This is a genomic window from Streptomyces sp. NBC_00996 (assembly GCF_045162675.1).
Classification (GTDB): domain Bacteria; phylum Actinomycetota; class Actinomycetes; order Streptomycetales; family Streptomycetaceae; genus Streptomyces.
In genome coordinates, this window is sequence record NZ_CP108723.1 from 7,587,012 (window position 1) to 7,607,808 (window position 20,797).

A 20,797-nucleotide genomic window follows, 5' to 3' on the forward strand; every position below is an offset into this window, starting at 1 on the left:
GACGGCAGCCCCCCCAGGTCGGGACGGGGAGGGGCGGAGGGAGCGCAAAAACCTTGCTCAGGCCAGACTGTCCCGCCAGGCTCGATGCAGATCCGCGAACCGTCCCGTCCCCGCGATCAGTTCGGCCGGGCCTCCGTCCTCCACGATCCGGCCGTGCTCCATCACCAGTACCCGGTCCGCGATCTCCACCGTCGACAGGCGGTGTGCGATGACCACGGCCGTACGGCCGCGCAGGACCGTCGACATGGCGCGCTGGACGGCCCGTTCGCCGGGGATGTCCAGCGAGCTGGTCGCCTCGTCGAGGATGAGGACCGCCGGGTCGGCGAGCAACGCCCGTGCGAAGGCGACCAGTTGGCGCTGGCCGGCCGAGATGCGGCCACCCCGTTTGCGGACGTCCGTGTCGTAGCCGTCGGGCAGGGCGCTGATGAAGTCGTGGGCGCCGATCGCCTTCGCGGCCCGCTCGATCTCCTCGCGGGACGCGTCGGGGCGGCCGATCGCGATGTTCTCGGCGACCGTGCCGGAGAACAGGAACGCCTCCTGGGTCACCATCACCACACCACGCCGCAGTTCGGGCACGGAGAGGTCGCGCAGATCGACGCCGTCGAGGAGGACCCGGCCCTGTGAGGGGTCGTAGAAGCGGGCCAGGAGCTTGGCCAGCGTCGACTTGCCCGCGCCCGTCGAGCCGACGACGGCCACCGTCTGCCCGGCGGGCAGCGTGAGGGAGAAGGAGGGCAGGACCTCGCCGCCGGTCCGGTAGGCGAAGCGGACGCCGTCGAAGACGACCGCGCGGCCGGGGTGCTCGGAGGCGAGAGCGGGCAGCTGCTTCGGCGAGGACGGCTCCGGCACGGTCGGCGTCTGGGCCAGCAGGCCCGCGATCTTCTCCAGCGAAGCCGCCGCGGACTGGTAGGAGTTGAGGAACATGCCGAGCCGGTCGATGGGGTCGTACAGGCGGCGCAGATAGAGCACCGCGGCGGCCAGCACACCCAGCGCCAGCGAACCCGAGGCCACCCGGTACGCACCCCACAGCACGATCCCGGCGACCGCCGTGTTGGCGACAAGGCGGGAGCCGACGACATAGCGCGCCATCTCCAGCAGGGCGTCGCCGTTCGTCTTCTCGTGGCGTTCGTTGAGCACCCGGAAGTCCGCGTCGTTGGCGGCCTCGCGGCGGAACGCGCGCACCGGGCGGATGCCGTTCATCGTCTCCGCGAACTTCACGATCACGGCGGCGATCGCGGTCGACCGCAGGGCGAAGATTCGGCCCGCGCGGTGCTGGTAGAGGCGGATGAGCAGATACAGCGGTACGAAGGACGCCACCGCCACCGCGCCGAGGCCGAGGTCCAGCCAGAGCAGCATCGCCGAGATGTAGACGAAGGACAGGATGACCGTGACGAGCTCCTGCAGGCCCTCGCTGAGCAGCTCGCGCAGTGACTCGACGTCCGTCGTGGAGCGGGAGATCAGCCGGCCCGAGGTGTAGCGCTCGTGGAAGTCGATGCTGAGCGCCTGCGCATGGCGGAAGATCCGGCCGCGCAGTTCGAGCAGTACGTCCTGGTTGACGCGGGCCGAGGCGATGATGAAGGCGTACTGGAGTCCGCCGGAGGCCAGCGAACACAGCAGGTACGCGACGCCCACCGCGATGAGCGGGCCGTGGTCGTCGTGCCGGAACTCCGGTACGGCGCGGTCGAGGGCGTACGCGACGAGCAGCGGGCCCGCCTGCACCGCGGCCTGCTGGAGCAGCAGCAGGAGGGTGGTCACGACCACGCGGGCCCTGAGCGGGGCGAGCAGGGAGCGCAGGAGAGCGGCGGTCGCGCCCGGCGGAGTGGGCAGGACATCGCGGTCGAAAGGGTCCTTGTACTCCGCGGGGTTCTGCGCCGGCCCATCCCTGTCCCTGTCCTTGTCCGGCGCGGTCGTTGTGGGCGCCGTCATCGGTTGGCCTCCTCGTCGCCTGACATCAGATGGGCGTACTCGGCGTTCGTGCGCAGCAGTTCCTGGTGGGTGCCGACCGCGGCGATGCGGCCGCCGGAGAGCAGGGCCACGCGGTCGGCGAGCAGGACCGTGGACGGGCGGTGCGCCACGATCAGCGCGGTCGTCTCCGCCAGGACGCGGCGCAGGGCGGCCTCGACCGCGGCCTCCGTGTGGACGTCCAGGGCCGACAGGGGGTCGTCGAGCACCAGGAAGCGGGGGCGGCCGACCACCGCCCGCGCCAGGGCGAGCCGTTGGCGCTGGCCGCCCGAGAGGCTCAGGCCCTGTTCACCGACCTGGGTCGCGGTGCCCTGCGGGAGGGCGTGCGCGAAGTCGGCCTGGGCCACGGCGAGGGCGCGGTCCAGCTCCGGCCGGCCTGCGTCGTCGTTCCCGCCCATGAGGACGTTCTCGCCGACGGTCGCAGAGAAGAGGGTGGGCTCTTCGAAGGCGACGGCGACGAGTTCGCGCAGTTCCTCGCGGGGCATCGCGGTGACGTCCCGGCCGTCCAGGGTGATGCGGCCGGACGTCACCTCGTGGAGCCGGGGGACGAGGGCGGTGAGGGTGGTCTTGCCGGTGCCGGTGGCGCCGACCAGAGCCATGCTCTCGCCGGGGCGGATGTGGAGGTCGATGTGCTCCAGCACGGGGCTCGCGTCCGCGGGGGCATCCGGATAGCGGAACTGGACGTCGTGGAACCGCAGTCCGCCGGGGCCGGCATGGGCGTGCGATGGCCCGGCATCGGGACTGGGCGTGGGTGGGTGCGCAACCGGGCGCTCGCGGGGTGCCGCTCCCTCGGGGACGGGTGCCGCTCCAACGGCACGATGGCCCGCAGCCGGGGCGGCTTCAGCCGACTCCGACTCCGACTCCGGCTCCGGCTCCGCGTCCATCACCTCGAAATACCGCTCCGTAGCCGTCGCCGCCTCCTGGCTCATCGCGAGGAGGAAGCCGATGGAGTCGATGGGCCAGCGCAGCGCGAGGGCCGTCGAGAGGAAGGCCACCAGCGTGCCGGCGGAGAGGTGGCCGTCGGCGACCTGGACGGTGCCGAGGACGAGGGCGGCGCCGATGGCGAGTTCCGGGAGGGTGACGATGACGGCCCAGATGGAGGCGAGAAGCCGGGCCTTGACGAGTTCCGTGCCGCGCAGGGTGCGGGACAGCTCGCGGAAGGCGCGGGCCTGGCTGCGATGGCGGCCGAAGCCCTTGATGATGCGGATGCCGAGCACGCTCTCCTCGACGACCGTCGTCAGATCGCCGACCTGGTCCTGCGAGCGCCGGGCCACCTCCGAGTAGCGCCGCTCGAAGATCCAGCACACGATCACGACGGGGACGGCGGGAGCGAGCAGCACCAGCCCGAGTGTCCACTCCTGGGCCAGCATGATGGCCACGCCCACCAGGATCGTCACGGCGTTGACCAGAAGGAACGTCAGCGGGAACGCCAGGAACATGCGCAGCAGCATGAGGTCCGTGGTGCCCCGGGACAGCAGCTGACCCGAGGCCCAGCGGTCGTGGAAAGCGACCGGGAGGCGCTGCAGATGCCGGTACAGATCCGCCCGCATCCCCGCCTCGACCCCGGCCAGTGGCCGCGCCACCAGCCACCGCCGCAGCCCGAACAGCCCCGCCTCGGCGAACCCGATCAGCAGCAGATACAGCGCGCCCAGCCAGACGCCCGCCGGATCGTGGCCGGCCACCGGACCGTCCACCATCCACTTCAGGACGAGCGGGAAGACCAGCCCCGTACAGGAGGCGACCACCGCGACGAACGCCGCGCTGAGCAGCCGCACCCGCACCGGCCGCACATACGGCCACAGGCGCAGCAGATTGCGTACGGTCGAACGGCCGGCACGGCCCTCGGTCCCCGTACGGTCGACCTGGCTGTCGGCACGGTCCTTGGTCGTTGCATCTGTTGTGGGCATCACCGGCGAGCCTACGGTTCGGCACTGACAGCGCCCACCGAGTTTTGGCCGGACCTGAATCGTTCGACGGCGCTGGGACCGGGCCGTTCGAGGGGTCGTACCGCCGCGCCAACCGATCGGCTGATGCCGCTTCGAGCGCGATGGGCGATGTGCCTCCTGGCGCCTGGCCGGGACCCTCGGATCATGTCAGTCATCGAAGTCAGCGGACTGCGCAAGTCCTACGGCGGCCGGGCCGTCGTCGACGGCGTCTCCCTCGCAGTCGAGGAAGGCGAGATCTTCGGGATCCTCGGCCCCAACGGCGCCGGCAAGACCACCACCGTCGAGTGCGTCGAGGGCCTCCGGGTCCCCGACGCGGGCCGCGTCCGGGTCACCGGCCTCGACCCCGTCGCCGACCACGAGGCCACCAGCCGCGTCCTCGGCGCCCAGCTCCAGGAGAGCGAACTCCAGGCCAAGCTCACCGTGCGCGAGGCGCTGGAGCTGTACGCCGCCTTCTATCCGCACCCCGCCGACTGGCGCCCGCTCGCCGAGCGCCTCGGTCTCACCGCCAAGCTCACCACGCGCTTCGGCAAGCTCAGCGGCGGCCAGAAGCAGCGCCTGTTCATCGCGCTCGCGCTCATCGGCAACCCGCGCTGGTAGTGCTCGACGAGCTGACCACCGGACTCGATCCGCGGGCCCGCCGCGACACCTGGGCACTCATCGAGGACGTCCGCGCGCAGGGCGTCACCGTCCTGCTCGTCACGCACTTCATGGAGGAGGCGCAACGCCTGTGCGACCGGGTCGCGGTCATCGACAAGGGGCGGGTCGCCGCCCTGGACAGCCCGGCGGGCCTGATCCGTCGCTCGGCGGGCTCGACCGTCATCAGCTTCACGCCGTCGGCGCCGCTGGACGAGCGGGAGCTGACCGCGCTGCCCGCGCTCGCCTCGGTGGAGCACAAGGACGGCCGGATCACCCTGTCCGGCGCCGACGAGACGGTCAACGCCGTCATCACGCTGCTCGCCCGCCACCACATCACCGCCCACCAACTCCGCGTCTCCGAGGCCACCTTGGACGACGCCTTCCTGGACCTGACGGAGGCCGCAGCATGAGCAGCACCCTGACCCGCCCCCGTGTGAAATCCGCGGTCCTGAGGACCGAGGTCCGGCTCTTCTGCCGCGAACCCGGCGGCATCTTCTGGATCCTGGTGTTCCCCACCCTCCTCCTGGTGATCCTCGGCTCCATTCCGTCCTTCCGGCAGCCCAACGACGACTTCGGCGGCCTGCGCACCGTCGACGCCTACGTCCCGGTGGCCGTGCTGCTCGGTCTGATCGTGGGTGCACTGCAGTCGATGCCGCAGACCCTGACCGGCTACCGCGAACGCGGCATCCTGCGCCGGATGTCCACCACGCCCGTACGACCGAGCGCCCTGCTGTCCTCGCACATGCTGGTGTACGGCGGCGCCGCCCTGGCATCGGCGCTGCTCGTCCTCGCAGTCGGGCGGCTCGGCTTCGACGTACGACTGCCGAAACAGCCCTTCGGATACGTCCTCGCCCTGCTCCTGGCCCTACTGGCCGCCCTCGCTCTCGGATCGGTGGTGTCGGCGCTGTCCCGTACGACGAAGATCGCGGGCGCGATCGGATCGGCCGTGTTCTTCCCGGCGATGTTCTGCGCGGGCGTGTGGTTGCCGGTGCAGGCCATGCCGGACGTGCTCGCCCGGATCGTCGGCTGCACGCCGTTCGGCGCCGCCGCACAGGCCCTGAACCAGGCGGCGGCCGGTCACTGGCCGAGCTGGACCCACCTCGGCGTGCTGGCGGTGTGGATCCTGCTGCTGACGGGCGCGGCGAGCCGCTGGTTCCGCTGGGAGTGAGTACGCGCGTGCCCGAGACTGGGCCCATGGAGCAGGACGTGGCGGGAGTCGAGCAGCGGTGGGCGGCGATCGACCACCGGGGGCCGTACCTGCTGTTGATGGTCGGCGCGCTCCTCGCGGTGCCGACCGGGGGCCTGTTCGACATGGGGCCGGGCGACTGGTACACGGTCGGCGGCCTGGTCGCCGCCGGGCTGGTGCTCCAGGTGTGGTGGGGGACCGTCGCCGATTCTCGGCGCGGGCCGTCTTGCTTCGGCGGCGGTGGCCGTACCGGCGACGGCGGTGACGGCACCACCACCGAGCAGACCACCGAAGGCCCGACGGGACATTTCGGACTGCGCAGTTCCCCGCGCCCCTGAAGGGGCGCGGGGAACTGCGCGACAAGCTCCCACCCACCCGCAGCCGAAAGGCTGGTACCGGACGGGTAGGGGCGGAGGGGGCGAAAACCCTCACCCCACCACCCGCAGCAGCAACACCGCCCGGGCCGGCACCGTGACCCCCGCCCCCGCCCGGTGCACGACCCCCGGCGCCGCCCCCTGCTCCTCCCGAGAGGTGTCCACGACCACCTCGTACCGCTCCGCCCAAGGCGACCCCGGCAGCAGAAAACTCACCGGCCGGTCCCCGGCGTGCAGCACGGCGAGGAAGCTGTCGTCCACGACCGGTACCCCGCGCTCGTCCCGTCCGGGAATGTCCCGCCCGGACAGATACATCCCCAGCGTCGCCGCGGGCGCGTACCAGTCCCGCTCCGTCATCTCCGTCCCCCGCGCGGTGAACCACGCCAGATCCCGCAACCCGTCGGCGGAATGGGCCCGCCCGGAGAAGAACGCCCGCCGCCGCAGCACGGGATGCTCGTGCCGCAGGGCGATCAACCGGGACGTCAGATCGAACAGGGCCCGCCACCCGGGATCGTCGAGATGGGACCAGTCGACCCAACTGATCTCGTTGTCCTGGCAGTACGCGTTGTTGTTGCCCCGCTGGGTCCGCCCGAACTCGTCCCCGGCGACCAGCATCGGCACCCCGGTCGACAGCAACAGCGTCGTCAGCAGATTCCTCAACTGCCGCCGTCGCAGGGCCCGTACCCGGTCGTCTGCCGTCTCCCCCTCCGCCCCGCAGTTCCACGACCGATTGTCGTCGGAACCGTCCCGATTCCCTTCCCCGTTCGCTTCGTTGTGCTTGCGCTCGTACGACACGAGATCCCGCAGCGTGAACCCGTCGTGGGCGGTCACGAAATTCACCGAGGCGTACGGCCGCCGCCCACCCCAGGCGTAGAGGTCGCTCGACCCGGACAGCCGATATCCCAGATCCCGCACATCGGGCAGCGCCCCACGCCAGAAATCCCGCACGGCGTTCCGATACCGGTCGTTCCACTCCGTCCACAGGGGTGGGAAGGATCCCACCTGATATCCACCGGAGCCCACGTCCCAGGGCTCCGCTATCAGCTTCACCCGCCGCAGCACCGGGTCCTGGGCGATGACGGCGAGGAACGGCGACAGCATGTCGACGTCGTGCATCGAGCGCGCCAGCGCGGCAGCCAAATCGAACCGAAAGCCGTCCACCCCCATCTCCGTCACCCAATACCGCAACGAATCGGTGATCAGGCGCAGCACATGCGGCTGCACCACATGCAGCGTGTTCCCGCACCCCGTGTAGTCCGCGTACCGGCGGGCGTCCGACTGCAGCCGGTAATACCCCCGGTTGTCGATACCGCGCAGCGACAGCATCGGGCCCAATTCGCTCGCTTCCGCCGTGTGGTTGTAGACCACGTCGAGGATGACCTCGATGCCGGCGGTGTGCAGCGCCCGCACCATCCGTTTGAATTCGCCGACCTGCTGCCCGGTCGTCCCGGAGGCGGCGTACCCCGCGTGCGGCGCGAAATAGCCGATCGAGTTGTAGCCCCAGTAATTGCGCATGCTCTTGCGCAGCAGATGGTCCTCGTGCGCGAACTGGTGGACCGGCAACAGCTCCACCGCGGTCACCCCGAGCTTCACGAGATGCTCGATGGCGGCCGGGTGCGCCAGTCCCGCGTATGTGCCCCGCAGTTCCTCCGGGATCCCGGGGTGCAGGCGGGTGAACCCCCGCACATGCAGTTCGTAGATGACCGAGTCCGCCCACGGCGTCTTCGGCCGGTGGTCGTCCGACCAGTCGTCGTCGTCATGGACCACGACACCCTTGGGGACGTACGGCGCCGAGTCGCGGTCGTCGCGCACCGTGTCGGCGACCTGCTGCTGGGGCCAGTCCCGGACGTGCCCGTACACCTCGGGCGGCAGACTGAAGTCGCCGTCCACGGCACGGGCGTACGGGTCGAGGAGCAGCTTCGCCGGATTCCAGCGGGCTCCGGTCCACGGATCCCAGCGGCCGTGCACGCGATAGCCGTAGCGGCGGCCGGGCAGCACGCCGGGGACGAAGCCGTGCCAGATCTCGTGGGTGAGTTCGGTGAGCGGGACCCGGGTCTCGTGGACCTCGCCGTCCCGCTCGTCGAAGAGACACAGGTCCACGGCCTCCGCGCCGCCCGCCCAGAGGGCGAAGTTGGTGCCCGCGGCGCCGTCGGGGCCGACGCGGAAACGCGCCCCGAGCGGGGTCGGGGCGCCCGGCCACACGGACACGGCGGGCGTGGGCGTCCGCCGGGCGCCGTTCAGCCCGGGGGCCGGCTGCGCGGGCAGCCCGCCGCCCGCGGCACGTCCCTCCTGGACTGCCTCCTGCTCGGGTGCGCTCGACACCGGTCAGCCTCCCGCGGCTCGTGGAACGACCCGGAAAGAAGCGTGCGGCGTCCCGGCCGCGGCTCCCCTTCGCGTCGTCCTCCCCACTGTTCTGCCCAGAGCGTGGCTCGCACTCACGTTTCCCCGGAGGGGCACAGTCGTTGGGCCCCCTGTGAAGCATGTACAGACGCGCGCGCGGCGCGCAGGGGCCGCGCTGGCCGCCGTACTGACCTGGGCCGGCCTGCTGGCCGGAGCCTCCGGCTGCACCTCGGACGGGTTCGACGAGGTGTTCGGCAAACCGCAGTCGTCCGAGGACGTCATCCGCGTCTCGCCGGCCGACAACACCAAGGGCGTACGCCCAAAAGAGGCGATCAAGGTGTGGGTGCCCGACGGGCGCCTGGAATCCGTCAAGGTCGTCAAGTCCCAGGACGCGCAGGAGTCCCCGGTGCCGGGGCACATCACTGACGACGGCCTGACCTGGAAGCCCGACGACGCGCGGGTCGCGCTGGCGGCCAAGTACACCGTCGACGCGGTGGCCCTCGACGGACGCGGGCGGCGCTCGGCGCGGCACACCACGTTCACGACGGCCGTCCCCGGCGAGCGGTTCATCGCCTACGTCACCCCGGAGAACCGATCCACCGTCGGCACCGGAATGATTGTCTCGCTCTCCTTCAACCGGGAGATCCAGAACCGGGCCGCGGCGGAGCGCGCCATTCAGGTGAACACCGAACCCGCTGTCGAGGTCCGCCCGCACTGGTTCGGCAAGAGCCGCCTCGACTTCCGTCCCCGGCAGTACTGGAAGCCGGGCACGAAGGTCACGGTCGGGCTGCATCTGCGGGACGTCGAGGCTGCCCCCGGCGTCTACGGACTCCAGGACAAGACCTTCTCGTTCACCATCGGACGCAGCCAGGTCTCCCTCGTCGACGCCGCCACGCACACCATGGAGGTACGCCGCGACGACGACCTCCTCGCCACTGTGCCGATCACGGCGGGGGCCCCCGAGAAGGCGACGTACAACGGGAAGATGGTCGTCATGGAGATGCTGGAAGTGACGCGGATGAACAGCCGCACGGTCGGCTTCGGCGGCGAGTACGACATCGCGGACGTCCCGCACGCGATGCGCCTGACCGACTCCGGGACCTTCCTGCACGGCAACTACTGGGCGCCGGGTGTCTTCGGCAACGCCAATGTCAGCCACGGCTGCGTGGGCCTGGAGGACGTCAAGGGCGGCAGTTCGGACAGCCCGGCGGGCTGGTTCTTCGACCGCAGTCTCATCGGGGACGTCATCGAGGTCGTCAACAGCAATGACAAGAAGGTCGCTCCCGACAACGGGCTCGGCGGGTGGAACATGGGATGGAAGGAGTGGAAAGCGGGGGGCGCGGTGAAGTAACCCGATTTGGGGGTACGCGCACGACGCACTCCAGCGGCGCCCCGTTCGGCCGAAGTTGGGACTGAACAGTGACATTCCCGGGGAGCCATCGCTCCAGGTCGTGTGATTAATTAGCGCGATACGCGCGTGGGACGCGCTGGAGTGCGGGCCTGATCAGGCCGTGCGAGGGGAGAACGACTTTGAACGGGCGACCGATATCGGGGGCGTCGGTTGGCGCGCGGACACACGGGAAGCGGGGGGTTCTGGCACTGCTCCTTGCCGCCCTGCTGCTCGCCGTGACCGCCTGCGGCGGTGGAGGGGGCAAGGACTCGGGGTCCGGCTCGGGGGACGGCAAGGGCAAGGGCTCAAGTACGGCGGACACCAAGGCCTCGCAGGCCGTCGTGACCATCGCCCCCAAGGACGGCGCCGACGATGTGAAGACCAGCGGCGCCCTCAAGGTGACCGCTGCCAAGGGCAAGTTGACCGAGGTCGAGGTCGAGGACACCAAGGGCAACGCGGTCGACGGCGAGATAACGGGCGGGGGCGCCAGCTGGACGCCCTCGACCCACCTCGCCTCGGCCACCAAGTACAAGGTGCACGCGGTGGCCAAGGACACCGACGGCCGTGAGGCCGCCGAGGACTCCGCCTTCACCACGCTCACCCCGAAGAACACCTTCGTCGGCATCTACACGCCCGACGACGGGTCCAAGGTCGGCGTCGGGATGCCCTTCTCGATCCACTTCACGCGGGGCATCACACACCCCGACGACGTCGAGAAGGCCATCAAGATCAAGACCGAGCCGGCGGTCGACGTCGAGGGCCACTGGTTCGGCAACGACCGTCTCGACTTCCGTCCCGAGCAGTACTGGAAGGCCGGCACGAAGGTCAGCGTCACCCTCAACCTCGACGGCGTCGAGGGCCGGCCGGGCGTCTACGGCAAGCAGGCCAAGACCGTGAACTTCACCATCGGCCGCAGCCAGGTCTCCACGGTCGACGCCAAGAAGCACAAGATGGTCGTCAAGCGCGACGGCAAGGTCATCAAGACCATCCCGATCACCACGGGCAAGCCGGGCTACGACACCTGGAACGGCCAGCTGGTCATCAGCGAGCGCCTCAAGGTGACTCGCATGAACGGCGAAACGGTCGGCTACGGCGGCGAGTACGACATCAAGGACGTGCCGCACGCCCAGCGCCTGACCAACTCGGGCACCTTCATCCACGGCAACTACTGGGGCGGCGGCGCCTTCGGCAACTACAACTCCAGCCACGGCTGCATCGGTGTACGCGATGTGCGCGGCGGCTACGACGGCAAGGTGCCGGCCGCCTGGTTCTACGACAACTCGATCATCGGTGACGTGGTGGTCGTGAAGAACTCCAACGACAAGACGGTCGCCCCGGACAACGGCCTCAACGGCTGGAACATGTCCTGGTCCGACTGGACGAAGTAGTCGCTCCACCGGTACGGGCCGGGTGCGCTGTGACCCAGCACACCCGGCCCGTCGGCGTTAACGCCCACTAACCTGCTCCCATGACTGTGCATCTCGAAGTAGCCGAAGGCGTGGGCACCATCCGTCTGGACCGCCCGCCCATGAACGCGCTGGACGTCGCGACGCAGGACCGGCTCAAGGAGCTCGCCGAGGAGGCCACGGGCCGGGCGGACGTCCGCGCGGTCGTCCTGTACGGCGGGGAGAAGGTGTTCGCGGCGGGCGCGGACATCAAGGAGATGCAGGCGATGGACCACGCCGCGATGGTGGTGCGGTCCCGGGCCCTGCAGGACTCCTTCACCGCCGTCGCCCGCATCCCCAAGCCGGTCGTCGCCGCCGTCACCGGGTACGCGCTCGGCGGGGGCTGCGAGTTGGCGCTGTGCGCCGACTACCGCATCGCCGCGGGCAACGCCAAGCTGGGCCAGCCGGAGATCCTGCTCGGCCTGATCCCCGGCGCCGGCGGCACCCAGCGCCTGTCGCGTCTGATCGGCCCCTCCAAGGCCAAGGACCTCATCTTCACCGGCCGCATGGTCAAGGCCGACGAAGCCCTGTCACTCGGCCTGGTGGACCGGATCGTCCCGGCCGACGAGGTGTACGCTGCCGCGCACGCCTGGGCCGCGAAGCTCGCGCAGGGCCCGGCGATCGCGCTGCGCGCCGCCAAGGAGTCGATCGACGCGGGCCTGGAGACGGACATCGAGACCGGACTCGCCATCGAGCGGAACTGGTTCGCGGGCCTGTTCGCGACGGAGGACCGTGAGCGGGGGATGCGGAGCTTCGTGGAGGAGGGGCCGGGAAAGGCGAAGTTCCTCTGAGCGGGCGGCGCCCGGCGGCCCCGAACCCCTCGCCGATACGGCGAAAGTCACTCTCCAAGTTCCGCTGATCCACTTGCAGTTGACGCGATGTCTTACCCGTTGTCCCCCGAAGGGGCGGTTTATGCGAGCCTTAAGGCAGCCTTAAGCCTGGCTTGTCGGGGGGCGCTGGTGATTGCCCCCAAGCGGTCAGTATGAGCAGGTCGGACGGGCTCCGATGCCCCCCGAACTGCCTGCGGCATATGCCGATCGGATGGTGCGGAATGATGCCTTCCGGGGGGCGTATTCCTTCGGAACGGCCCCGAAGGGGGCTCTGGGCGGCCATGATGGGGGCATGGCGGGGTTGGAGGGTATCGACCAGCCGCGGCGGCACGGGGGTGCGACCGCGGCGCGCTGGACGCCTGCGCTCGAAGACGAACGGGCGCTCAAGGCGCTGGAGTTGTTCGGCAATCCGACAGAGGCGGAGGTGCCGTTGCCGTCCCGCCCGGAGTCCGCGGCCACCGCGCGCCGGCTCACGCAGGTCGTGGTCCTGCGGCACTGGGGGCTGTCGCCGAAGATGACGGAGGACGCGGTCTTACTCGTGTCCGAGCTCGTCGGCAACGCCGTACGCCACACGGGTGCCCGCGTCTTCGGGCTCCGGATGCGCCGCCGCCGGGGCTGGATCCGCATCGAGGTCCGCGACCCCTCCCGTGGCCTGCCCTGTCTGATGCCGGTCCAGGAGCTGGACCTGAGCGGCCGAGGCCTCTTCCTCGTCGACAAACTCTCCGACCGCTGGGGCGTCGATCTCCTGCCCCGCGGCAAGACCACCTGGTTCGAGATGCGCGTGGCCGACCGCTGAACTCTCCCCGGCACGCGGAAACCCCGGCCGCTGAGCAGCCGGGGCTCCTGGGCGCCGCGGAACGAATTGGGGTGTGAACCGCGGCACCGGCGACAACCATGGCCCGGGTCAATGGGTGGAGGTCGCACCGCTGACTATCGCAGACGCGGTCGATTGATCCAAAAGCACCGCCCGCCCAACCACATGTCTGTGCAGGAACTTTGCGCACCCTGTACCCGGACGCCTCCGGCTGCGCCCCGGGTTTTTCGCCCCCTCCGCCCCTACCCGTCCCGTACCCGGGGGCTCCGCCCCCGGACCCCCGTATCGGCCTTGACGGCCTCGTCCTCGAACGCCGGACAGGCTGAAGGCTTGCCGGCCGGGGTGCGGGGGGCACCCGGGGTGGAGGGAGCACACAAGCAGTCGCAGACGCACGCCCCCACGACCCCGCAGTTGCGAACGCCCCCCGGCGGACTGTGCCCCCACGCACCGGCAACCGCCCAGGCGCATCCCGAGCTCCCGCAGTTACCCCACGCACGTCCCACGCACTCGCGGCCACGACGCACGCCCCCACGTACCCGCAGCCGCCCACGCAGGCCCGATGTGCCCGCCCGCAGTCGCGACGCGCGCCCCCATGTACCCGCAGCCGCCCACGCAGGCCCGATGTGCCCGCCCGCAGTCGGCGACGCACGCCCCCACGCATCCGCAGTTACGACGCGCCCCCATGTACCCGCAGCCGCCCACGCAGGCCCGATGTGCCCGCCCGCAGTCGCGACGCGCGCCCCCGGCTGGAAGGGGCGGCACTCCCCACGCACCCGCAGCCGCCGACGCACGGGAGGGGCCGTGCCGGTACATCACATGCCCCGTCGCTTACGTGGTTGCCGACAGGCAGAGCTGTGAAGCCCGACCGATCTGCCGCCGGCGACGGGGCGGATGTACCGGCACGGCCCCGACCCACACACCAGCGGAACGCGACCCGCGCAGCCCTCCGGTCGGGCCAATCGCCGCTTTTGGGGCCAACTCGCCCTTAAATGGTGCGAGTGACCACGCCCGCGCGCCCCGCGCACCCCCCTCAGTCGTCCGGCGAGGACGACAACGCCGCCCGCCCCGCACCGGATCGACGTACGGCGCTGCGCACGGGCGTCGCGCTCGCCGCCGGAACACTTACCGCCGGCTGCTCCACGGCAGGCGCCGTAGCGCCATCCCCCGCGGCCCACAGCGCATCCCCGGCCACCCCAGCCACCCACACCGCGTCCCAGGCCCCGACCCCAGCCTCCGCCCCCACCCCGCGCAGCTTCCCCAAGCAGCCCGAGCAGATCACCCACGGCCCCCGCACCCGCCCCCAAGTAGCCCTCACCTTCCACGGCCAGGGCGATCCCACCATCGCCAAGGCGCTCCTCGGCGAGGCCGAGAAGGGCGGCGCCCGCGTCACCGTGCTCGCGGTGGGCACCTGGCTCGACGAGCACCCCGACATCGCCCACCGCATCCTCGACGGCGGCCACGACCTCGGCAACCACACCCTGCGCCACCTGGACATCAACGCGATGTCGGAGGCGGACGCGAACGCGGAGATCCGTGGCTGCGCGGAGCGCCTGGCGCGGCTCACCGGCTCGATCGGCACCTGGTTCCGACCGTCCCGCACTCCCCGCGCCTCACCTCTCGTGGCACGGCTCGCTCGCACCGCGGGCTACCCGCACACGCTCTCCTACGACGTCGACTCGCGCGACTTCACCTCACCGGGAGCGCCCGCCGTCACCCGCAACGTCATGGGCGAAGTCCGCGCCGGATCGATCGTGAGCCTGCACTTCGGGTACGCGGACACGGTCGCCGCGCTCCCTGCTGTCCTCGAAGAACTCCACCGCCGCGGCCTGCACGCGGTCACCACCACGGAGCTGCTGAGCTGATGCAGAAGCACCACACCACCATCAAGCGCGTGCTGATCGCCGGCGCCGTCCTCGCCGCGCTCGCGGGCTGTGACAGTGAGCCCAAGGGGTCAGCGCACGAGGCCCTTGACACCAAAGCCGCCGTCCAGCCCGCCCCGCCGACGAAGAAGGCGGTCCAAGGGCTGCCCGGCATGCCCCCTGTGCTGGACCCGACGGACGTCTACGCCGCCGACCGCCCGAACAGGCTCTCCCCGGTGGTCAAGGACTTCCCCGCCCGCGTCTACGTCCCCAACACCCAGTCCAACACCGTCTCGGTCATCGACCCGAGTACGTACCGGGTCATCGGAACGATCCCGGTCGGCGCCCTGCCCCAACACGTGGTCCCCTCATGGGACATGAAGACCCTGTGGGTCAACAACGACAAGGGCAACACCCTCACGCCCATCGACCCCAAGACCGGCAAGGCAGGCAAACCGGTCAGCGCGCACGACCCGTACAACCTCTACTTCACGCCCAACGGCAAGTACGCCATCGTGATGGCCTCGCTCGACCGCGAACTGGTCTTCCGCGACGCGCACACCATGAAGCGTGTGAAGACCGTGCCGGTCAACTGCTACGGCGTCAACCATGCCGACTTCTCCCTCGACGGCCGCTACTTCATCGTGTCGTGCGAGTTCAGCGGCGAACTGCTCAAGCTCGACACGCAGAACATGAAGGTGGTCGCGCAGCAGAAACTGCCGTTCCACGGCTCCATGCCGCAGGACGTGAAGATCTCACCGGACGGCAAGACGTTCTACATCGCCGACATGATGGCCAACGGCGTATGGGCCCTGGACGGCGACAAGTTCACCAAGCCGACCCTCCTGCCCACCGGCAAGGGCGCCCACGGCCTGTACGTCAGTCGCGACTCGCGCGAGATGTACATCTCCAACCGAGGCGAAGGCACCATCTCCATCTTCGACTTCACGCAGAACAGGCTCACCAAGAAGTGGTATCTGCCCCAGGGTGGCAGCCCCGACATGGGCGGCGTCTCCGCGGACGGCAAGGTCCTGTGGCTCTCCGGCCGCTACAACTCCGAGGTGTACGCCATCGACACCCGCACCGGCGTCCAGCTCGCCCGCATCCCGGTCGGCGATGGCCCGCACGGCCTCGCGGTGTACCCGCAGCCGGGCCGCTACTCGCTCGGCCACACGGGCATCTTCCGCTGACGGGACCGCAGTTGACCTCCGGCGGATGACACGCCGCCGTACGGGTGATGATCCCCGACCCGCCGCTACGGAACCGAGATCGTGCTCCCATGATCACAACTCGTCTGCGGCGGCGGGCCGCTGCTGTCGTCCTCTCCCTCGGGGCGGTCTTCGCGACGTCCGCCGCGACCCCCGCCTCTCCCGCCCCGGAGACGGCCACCAAGGCGGCCGCACCCGCCTGTCCCCAGTTCGCCGACCCGATCAAGGCGGCCGCCGACCGTCGCGTGGACATCGGACGCATCACCCCCGAACCGGTCTGGCGCAAGACCTGCGGCACGCTATACCGCAGCGACAGCCGCGGCCCGGCGACCGTCTTCGAGCAGGGCTTCTACCCGAGGGACGTCGTCGACGGGCAGTACGACATCGAGCAGTACGTCCTCGTCAACCAGCCCTCGCCGTACGTGTCGACGACGTACGACCACGACCTGTACAAGACCTGGTACAAGTCCGGCTACAACTACTACATCGACGCCCCGGGCGGCGTGGACGTCAACAAGACCATCGGCGACACCCACAAGTGGGCCGACCAGGTCGAGGTCGCCTTCCCCGGCGGCATCGCGAGCCAGTACATCATCGGCGTCTGCCCGGTCGACAAGAAGACCAAGACCGAGATCATGAGCGACTGCGAGAGCAACCCGAACTACGAGCCCTGGCACTGACCTCCGGGCGATCCCGGGGAAGTGCGGGCACGCACGGATCGACGCGGGCACGCACCCGCACTTCCTCATCACCCGCTCAGCGGGTGATGAGCAGCGCCTCCGACCCCACCGGACGGTAACCGGCTGCCTGGAACGCCCGCAGACTGCGGGCGTTCCCCGGCGAGATCTGGGCCCACACCGGTTCGCCCCCGCTCAGCTGCCGGGCCGCCGTGACGAGCGCACGCCCCAGCCCCCGGTGCCGTACGTCTTCATCGACCTCGACCGCGACCTCCAGGCGGCCGGCGACCCCGCGCCCCATCACGAGCACGCCGCCCTCGGTGGCCCACACCCGCACGTCGTCGCGGCGCCTGCGGGAACTGACGACCCGTGGATGGTCGGGGTCGTGGATCTCCTTCAGCTCGAGCGGCGGCTCACCCGGGAGCGGGGAGCCGACCGTGAGCACGTCGATGGTGTCGCTCGCCCGCCCCGTGCGCTCCATCAGCGCCGCGAGGAACCGCGCGTTCATCGGCGCGGCGAGGGCGTCGCAGTCGACGGAGGCCAGCGCCTCGCGCACCCACCGGGGATCCTCGTCGGTGAAGACGACGTTATGGGCGGTGAAGGCGGTGACCCCGGCGTCCCGGTGGGAATGCTGACGCACGACGGTGACGCAGCCGTCGGGAGGCGGAAAGACACCACGAGCCGCCGCATTCAGAATGTTCAGCAGAGTGTCAGCCACGACCGCGCCCCCGCACCTCGAGTCACCGAGTTGAGTGCTCACCTTGAGTCTCCACCCACTGGAAGGCCCACACTCCCAGACATGATCGACGACGGCACCGGACTTTTCACCATCGGAGAGTTGTCCCGGAGCACCGGCCTGTCCGTCCGCACCATCCGCTACTGGTCGGACGAGGGCGCCCTGCCCCCGGTGGCCCGCTCCTCGGGCGGCTACCGCCTGTACGACGCCGCGTCCGTCGCCCGTCTGGAGCTGATCCGCACCCTGCGAGAACTGGGCCTGGGCCTGGACGACGTACGCAAGGTGCTGGCGGGCGAGACGACGGTCGCGGAGGTGGCGGCCGCGCATGTGGTGGCGCTGGACGCACAGATCCGGTCCTTGAAGGTGACCCGGGCGGTGCTGTCGACCGTGGCGCGACGCGGTTCCACCGCGGAGGAGATGACACTCATGAACAAGCTGGCGCGGCTCTCGGCCGCGGAGCGCAAGCGCATCGCCGACGACTTCATGGAGGAGACCTTCGGGGGCCTCGACACCGCGGACCCCGACATCCGCACCAGGATGCGGTTCGGCCTCGCCGAGCTGCCCGAGGACCCCACGCCGGAGCAGGTGGACGCGTGGGTGGAGCTGGCCGAGCTGTTGCAGGACAAGGGCTTTCGGCGGCGTATGCGGAAGATGATCGAGTTCAACGCGGCGGACCGGGGGCCGGACGTGCCGGCCGGCACCTCCCTGTGGTTCATGAGCCGCCTGGTGCAGCTCGCGGGCGAGGCGCTGGAGCAGGACGTCGACCCCGAGTCGCCCGAGGCCGAGGAGGTGCTGGGCCCGCTGCTCGGCAACGCCGACCGGGCGGCCGTACTGGAACGCCTGGAGTCCGCGGCGCATGTCGAGATGGCGCGCTTTCGGGAGCTGAACGCGCTGGTCCGCGGCATGGAGCCGCTGTCCGCGCACCGCGCGGAGTTCGCCTGGGTGGTCGCCGCACTGCGCGCTCGGCCCGCCCGTTAATCTGACCTCCGTACACATGGCAGTAATGCACTACGAAGGGGCGGATCGGTGGCGGACATCGAGGAAGCACGCAAGCAGTTCGAGCGGATCGATACGGACGGTGACGGTTTCATCACCGCTGCCGAGTTCAAGACCGCCCTCGCCCAGGGCGGCGACTGGAACGTCACCGAGTCGGTGGCGGAGGCCATCATCGCCAGCCGTGACCTCAACGGCGACAAGGTCCTCTCGTTCGACGAGTTCTGGACCCACCTGAGCAAGTGACACCCGCGAAGGGGCGCCCCCGGTGATCCGGCGGGCGCCCCTTCGTCATGCGGTGCGGGCGGCGCTCAGGAGGCGCGCCTGCGGTACTGTCCCGGTGCCACCCCGTACTCCCGCTTGAACGCTTTGGCGAAGGCGAACTCCGAGGTGTAGCCGGTGCGTTGGGCCACCTGGCGCAGGGGGATGTCGTCGGTGCGCAGCAGGCGGCCCGCGGTCGTCATGCGCCACCAGGTGAGGTACGTGAGCGGGGGCTCGCCGACCAGCGTGGTGAACCGTCGGGCGAAGGCTGCGCGGGAGAGGCCGCCGAGGGCACCGAGTTCCTCGACCGTCCAGGGGTGCGACGGGGCGCCGTGGACGGCGCGCAGGGCCGCCGCGACCGCCGGGTCGGCGAGGGCGGCCGACCAGCCGGTGGGGTGCCCGGAGCCGTGCCGCTCGCGCTGCCACCAGGCGCGCAGGATATACAGCAGGAGTGTGTCCAGGAGCGAGGTGACGATCGTGTCGGAGCCCGGCCGGGGCTCCTCCAGCTCCATGCCGAGCAGTTCGACCGCGGCCCGCAGCGAGCGGTGGGCGCCGACGCGGGCGGGGAGGTGGACCACGTCGGGCAACTCGGACAGGAGCGGATGCGCGCGGGCCCGGTCCAACTGGTAGGCCCCGCAGAGCAGAACGGTGGACGTGCCGGTCAACGGTCGTGGAGGCGGAGGTTCCGGCCACGTACCGTCAGGCCGCAGCCGTACGTCTTCCAACGGTACGTCCACGCCGCTGGCCAGCGCGTGACCGCGGCCGTGTGCGAGGAAGGCCACGTCGCCGGGTCCGAGCGCCACCGGCTCCCCCTCCGCGGGAAGCAGCCACGCCGAACCCTGCAGCACCACATGGAACCCGGCCCCGTCCGAGGACTCGAAGCGCATTCCCCAGGGCGCGTACTCGTCCCGGCGCGAGGAGTGCGGGCGCCCGGTGCGCATCGTGGCGATGGCGTCGCTGAGTACGTCCATGCCCATACCGTAGCGCGTGGGCACCGAGGTGAGACGAACGGACAGGAAAGCGAGACCTGCAGGCATGGATCGTCTCGCATCGCGCTCCTAGCGTCATGGGTATGCCATCCACCACTTCACGCACCGTGCTCTTTCACGAACTCGGCGGCCCGGACGTCCTGAAGATCGAGGAGGTCGAGGTGCCCGCCCCCGGTCCCGGCGAAGTCCTCGTCCGCGTCGAGGCGTTGGGCCTCAACCGCGCCGAGGCCCTGTTCCGCGCGGGGACGTACTACTACCAGCCCACCCTGCCCGGCTCGCGGCTCGGCTACGAGGCGTCCGGCACCGTCGAGGCGGTGGGCGAGGGCGTCATCGCCTTCGCCGTGGGCGACCCCGTGACGACCGGACCCGGCATCGAGATGAGCGCCCAGGGCGTGTACGCGGAACGTGTCGTGCTGCCCGAGACCGCGGTCGTGCCGCGCCCGGAGACGGTGGACGCGGTCACCGGCGCAGCGGCGTGGCTGACGTACACGACGGCGTATGGCGCGCTCCTCGAGACCGCGGGACTGAAGCCCGGCGACCATGTCCTGATCACCGGCGCGTCCAGCGGTGTCGGCACCGCCGCGATCCAGGTCGCCCGCCGCATCGGCGCCGTTCCGCTGGCCACCACCCGGTCCGAGACGAAGAAGCGTCGGCTCCTCGAGATCGGCGCGGAGCATGTGATCGTGTCCGACGACGAGGACGTGCCGAAGGAGGCCCGGCGGCTCACGGGCGGGCGCGGGGCCGAGGTGATCTTCGACGCGATCGGCGGTCCCGGCTTCCGCCCACTGGGCGAGGCGCTCGCGCAGGGCGGTGCGATGCTCGTCTACGGCTGGCTCGACCAGCGACCGGCCGTACTCCCCTGGAACTGGCCGCTCACCGTCCACACGTACGCCAATGCCGCCCTGACCTCGACGCCGGCAGGCCGCCGCCGCTCCACGGCCTTCCTGAACGCGGGCCTGCGCGACGGCGGCTTCCGGCCACCGGTGGCCGAGGTCTTCGAGGGGCTCGACCGCATCGGGGACGCCCATCGTCTGATGGAGAGCAACGCGCACTTCGGCAAGATCGTGGTGAAACCCTGAGGGCGGTCACCCGGGTGCCGTACACCCCGGAATAGCCAGTGCGCCCCCGGGGTTGGTGACCCCCATCAGGACCAT

General features: G+C 70.6%; 17 protein-coding genes and 1 pseudogene. 13 read left to right on the plus strand and 5 right to left on the minus strand.

Translation table 11 applies throughout. The features are described 5' to 3' along the window. Positions 1-57: 57 nt before the first annotated feature. The gene (locus OG390_RS35625) at positions 58-1,923 is read right to left on the minus strand and encodes an ABC transporter ATP-binding protein (protein WP_406173596.1); all 1,866 of its coding nucleotides are present in this window, start codon (positions 1,921-1,923) and stop codon (positions 58-60) included. Beyond that, positions 1,920-3,866, minus strand: a complete 1,947-nt coding sequence (locus tag OG390_RS35630) for an ABC transporter ATP-binding protein (RefSeq protein WP_406173598.1) — start codon at positions 3,864-3,866, stop codon at positions 1,920-1,922. Before OG390_RS35630 ends, OG390_RS35625 begins: the two co-directional genes overlap by 4 nt. A 183-nt stretch (positions 3,867-4,049) precedes the next feature. Between OG390_RS35630 and OG390_RS35635 the strand changes: the two are divergent. The 3 genes and pseudogenes from OG390_RS35635 to OG390_RS35645 all read left to right on the plus strand — a co-directional run bounded on the left by OG390_RS35635 (position 4,050) and on the right by OG390_RS35645 (position 6,065). Further along, a pseudogene (locus OG390_RS35635) lies at positions 4,050-4,951 on the plus strand (ATP-binding cassette domain-containing protein). A 23-nt stretch (positions 4,952-4,974) separates the two neighbouring features. Further along, positions 4,975-5,709, plus strand: coding sequence for an ABC transporter permease (locus tag OG390_RS35640; protein WP_406178045.1), 735 nt, complete (start codon positions 4,975-4,977; stop codon positions 5,707-5,709). Between the two features lie 26 nt (positions 5,710-5,735). After that, positions 5,736-6,065 (plus strand): hypothetical protein, encoded by a 330-nt coding sequence (locus tag OG390_RS35645; RefSeq protein WP_406173600.1) that lies wholly within the window; start codon positions 5,736-5,738, stop codon positions 6,063-6,065. A 90-nt stretch (positions 6,066-6,155) separates the two neighbouring features. Here OG390_RS35645 and glgX read toward each other — a convergent pair whose 3' ends face one another. After that, positions 6,156-8,423 carry a glycogen debranching protein GlgX gene (gene glgX / locus OG390_RS35650; protein WP_406173602.1) on the minus strand — a complete coding sequence of 756 codons (2,268 nt, stop codon included), beginning with the start codon at positions 8,421-8,423 and terminating at the stop codon, positions 6,156-6,158. 151 nt (positions 8,424-8,574) lie between these two features. Between glgX and OG390_RS35655 the strand changes: the two genes are divergently transcribed. The 7 genes from OG390_RS35655 to OG390_RS35685 all read left to right on the plus strand — a co-directional run bounded on the left by OG390_RS35655 (position 8,575) and on the right by OG390_RS35685 (position 16,667). Continuing rightward, a complete protein-coding gene (locus tag OG390_RS35655) occupies positions 8,575-9,792 on the plus strand; it encodes an Ig-like domain-containing protein (protein ID WP_406173604.1) in 1,218 nt (405 codons plus the stop codon). Between the two features lie 179 nt (positions 9,793-9,971). Continuing rightward, a complete protein-coding gene (locus tag OG390_RS35660; RefSeq protein ID WP_406173606.1) occupies positions 9,972-11,219 on the plus strand; it encodes an Ig-like domain-containing protein in 1,248 nt (415 codons plus the stop codon). 80 nt (positions 11,220-11,299) lie between these two features. After that, positions 11,300-12,067, plus strand: a complete 768-nt coding sequence (locus OG390_RS35665; RefSeq protein WP_406173608.1) for an enoyl-CoA hydratase/isomerase family protein — start codon at positions 11,300-11,302, stop codon at positions 12,065-12,067. A 331-nt stretch (positions 12,068-12,398) separates the two neighbouring features. Beyond that, positions 12,399-12,902 (plus strand): ATP-binding protein, encoded by a 504-nt coding sequence (locus OG390_RS35670; RefSeq protein WP_406173610.1) that lies wholly within the window; start codon positions 12,399-12,401, stop codon positions 12,900-12,902. A 1,007-nt stretch (positions 12,903-13,909) separates the two neighbouring features. Next, positions 13,910-14,782, plus strand: coding sequence for a polysaccharide deacetylase family protein (locus OG390_RS35675; protein ID WP_406173612.1), 873 nt, complete (start codon positions 13,910-13,912; stop codon positions 14,780-14,782). Next, a complete protein-coding gene (locus OG390_RS35680; RefSeq protein WP_406173614.1) occupies positions 14,782-15,969 on the plus strand; it encodes a YncE family protein in 1,188 nt (395 codons plus the stop codon). The genes OG390_RS35675 and OG390_RS35680 overlap by 1 nt, the downstream gene beginning before the upstream one ends. A gap of 89 nt (positions 15,970-16,058) precedes the next feature. Further along, entirely contained in the window at positions 16,059-16,667 is a 609-nt protein-coding gene (locus OG390_RS35685; RefSeq protein ID WP_406173616.1) for an ADP-ribosyltransferase, read from the plus strand. A gap of 76 nt (positions 16,668-16,743) precedes the next feature. Here OG390_RS35685 and OG390_RS35690 read toward each other — a convergent pair whose 3' ends face one another. Then, positions 16,744-17,382, minus strand: coding sequence for a GNAT family N-acetyltransferase (locus OG390_RS35690; RefSeq protein WP_406173618.1), 639 nt, complete (start codon positions 17,380-17,382; stop codon positions 16,744-16,746). An 81-nt stretch (positions 17,383-17,463) separates the two neighbouring features. Here OG390_RS35690 and OG390_RS35695 point away from each other — a divergent pair, with 81 nt between their 5' ends. Both OG390_RS35695 and OG390_RS35700 read left to right on the plus strand, forming a co-directional pair. After that, positions 17,464-18,378: a MerR family transcriptional regulator gene (locus tag OG390_RS35695; protein ID WP_406173620.1), complete on the plus strand. Its 915-nt coding sequence runs from the start codon at positions 17,464-17,466 to the stop codon at positions 18,376-18,378. A gap of 48 nt (positions 18,379-18,426) precedes the next feature. Beyond that, on the plus strand, positions 18,427-18,639 hold the full coding sequence (locus OG390_RS35700) for an EF-hand domain-containing protein (RefSeq protein WP_189188843.1): 213 nt from the start codon (positions 18,427-18,429) through the stop codon (positions 18,637-18,639). Positions 18,640-18,704: 65 nt separating this feature from the next. Here the strand turns inward: OG390_RS35700 and OG390_RS35705 are convergent, their stop codons facing one another. After that, positions 18,705-19,625 (minus strand): AraC family transcriptional regulator, encoded by a 921-nt coding sequence (locus tag OG390_RS35705; RefSeq protein ID WP_406173622.1) that lies wholly within the window; start codon positions 19,623-19,625, stop codon positions 18,705-18,707. Between the two features lie 101 nt (positions 19,626-19,726). On the opposite strand from OG390_RS35705, the gene OG390_RS35710 reads away from it, so the two are divergent. After that, the gene (locus OG390_RS35710) at positions 19,727-20,722 is read left to right on the plus strand and encodes a zinc-dependent alcohol dehydrogenase family protein (RefSeq protein WP_406173623.1); all 996 of its coding nucleotides are present in this window, start codon (positions 19,727-19,729) and stop codon (positions 20,720-20,722) included. Positions 20,723-20,797 lie beyond the last annotated feature (75 nt).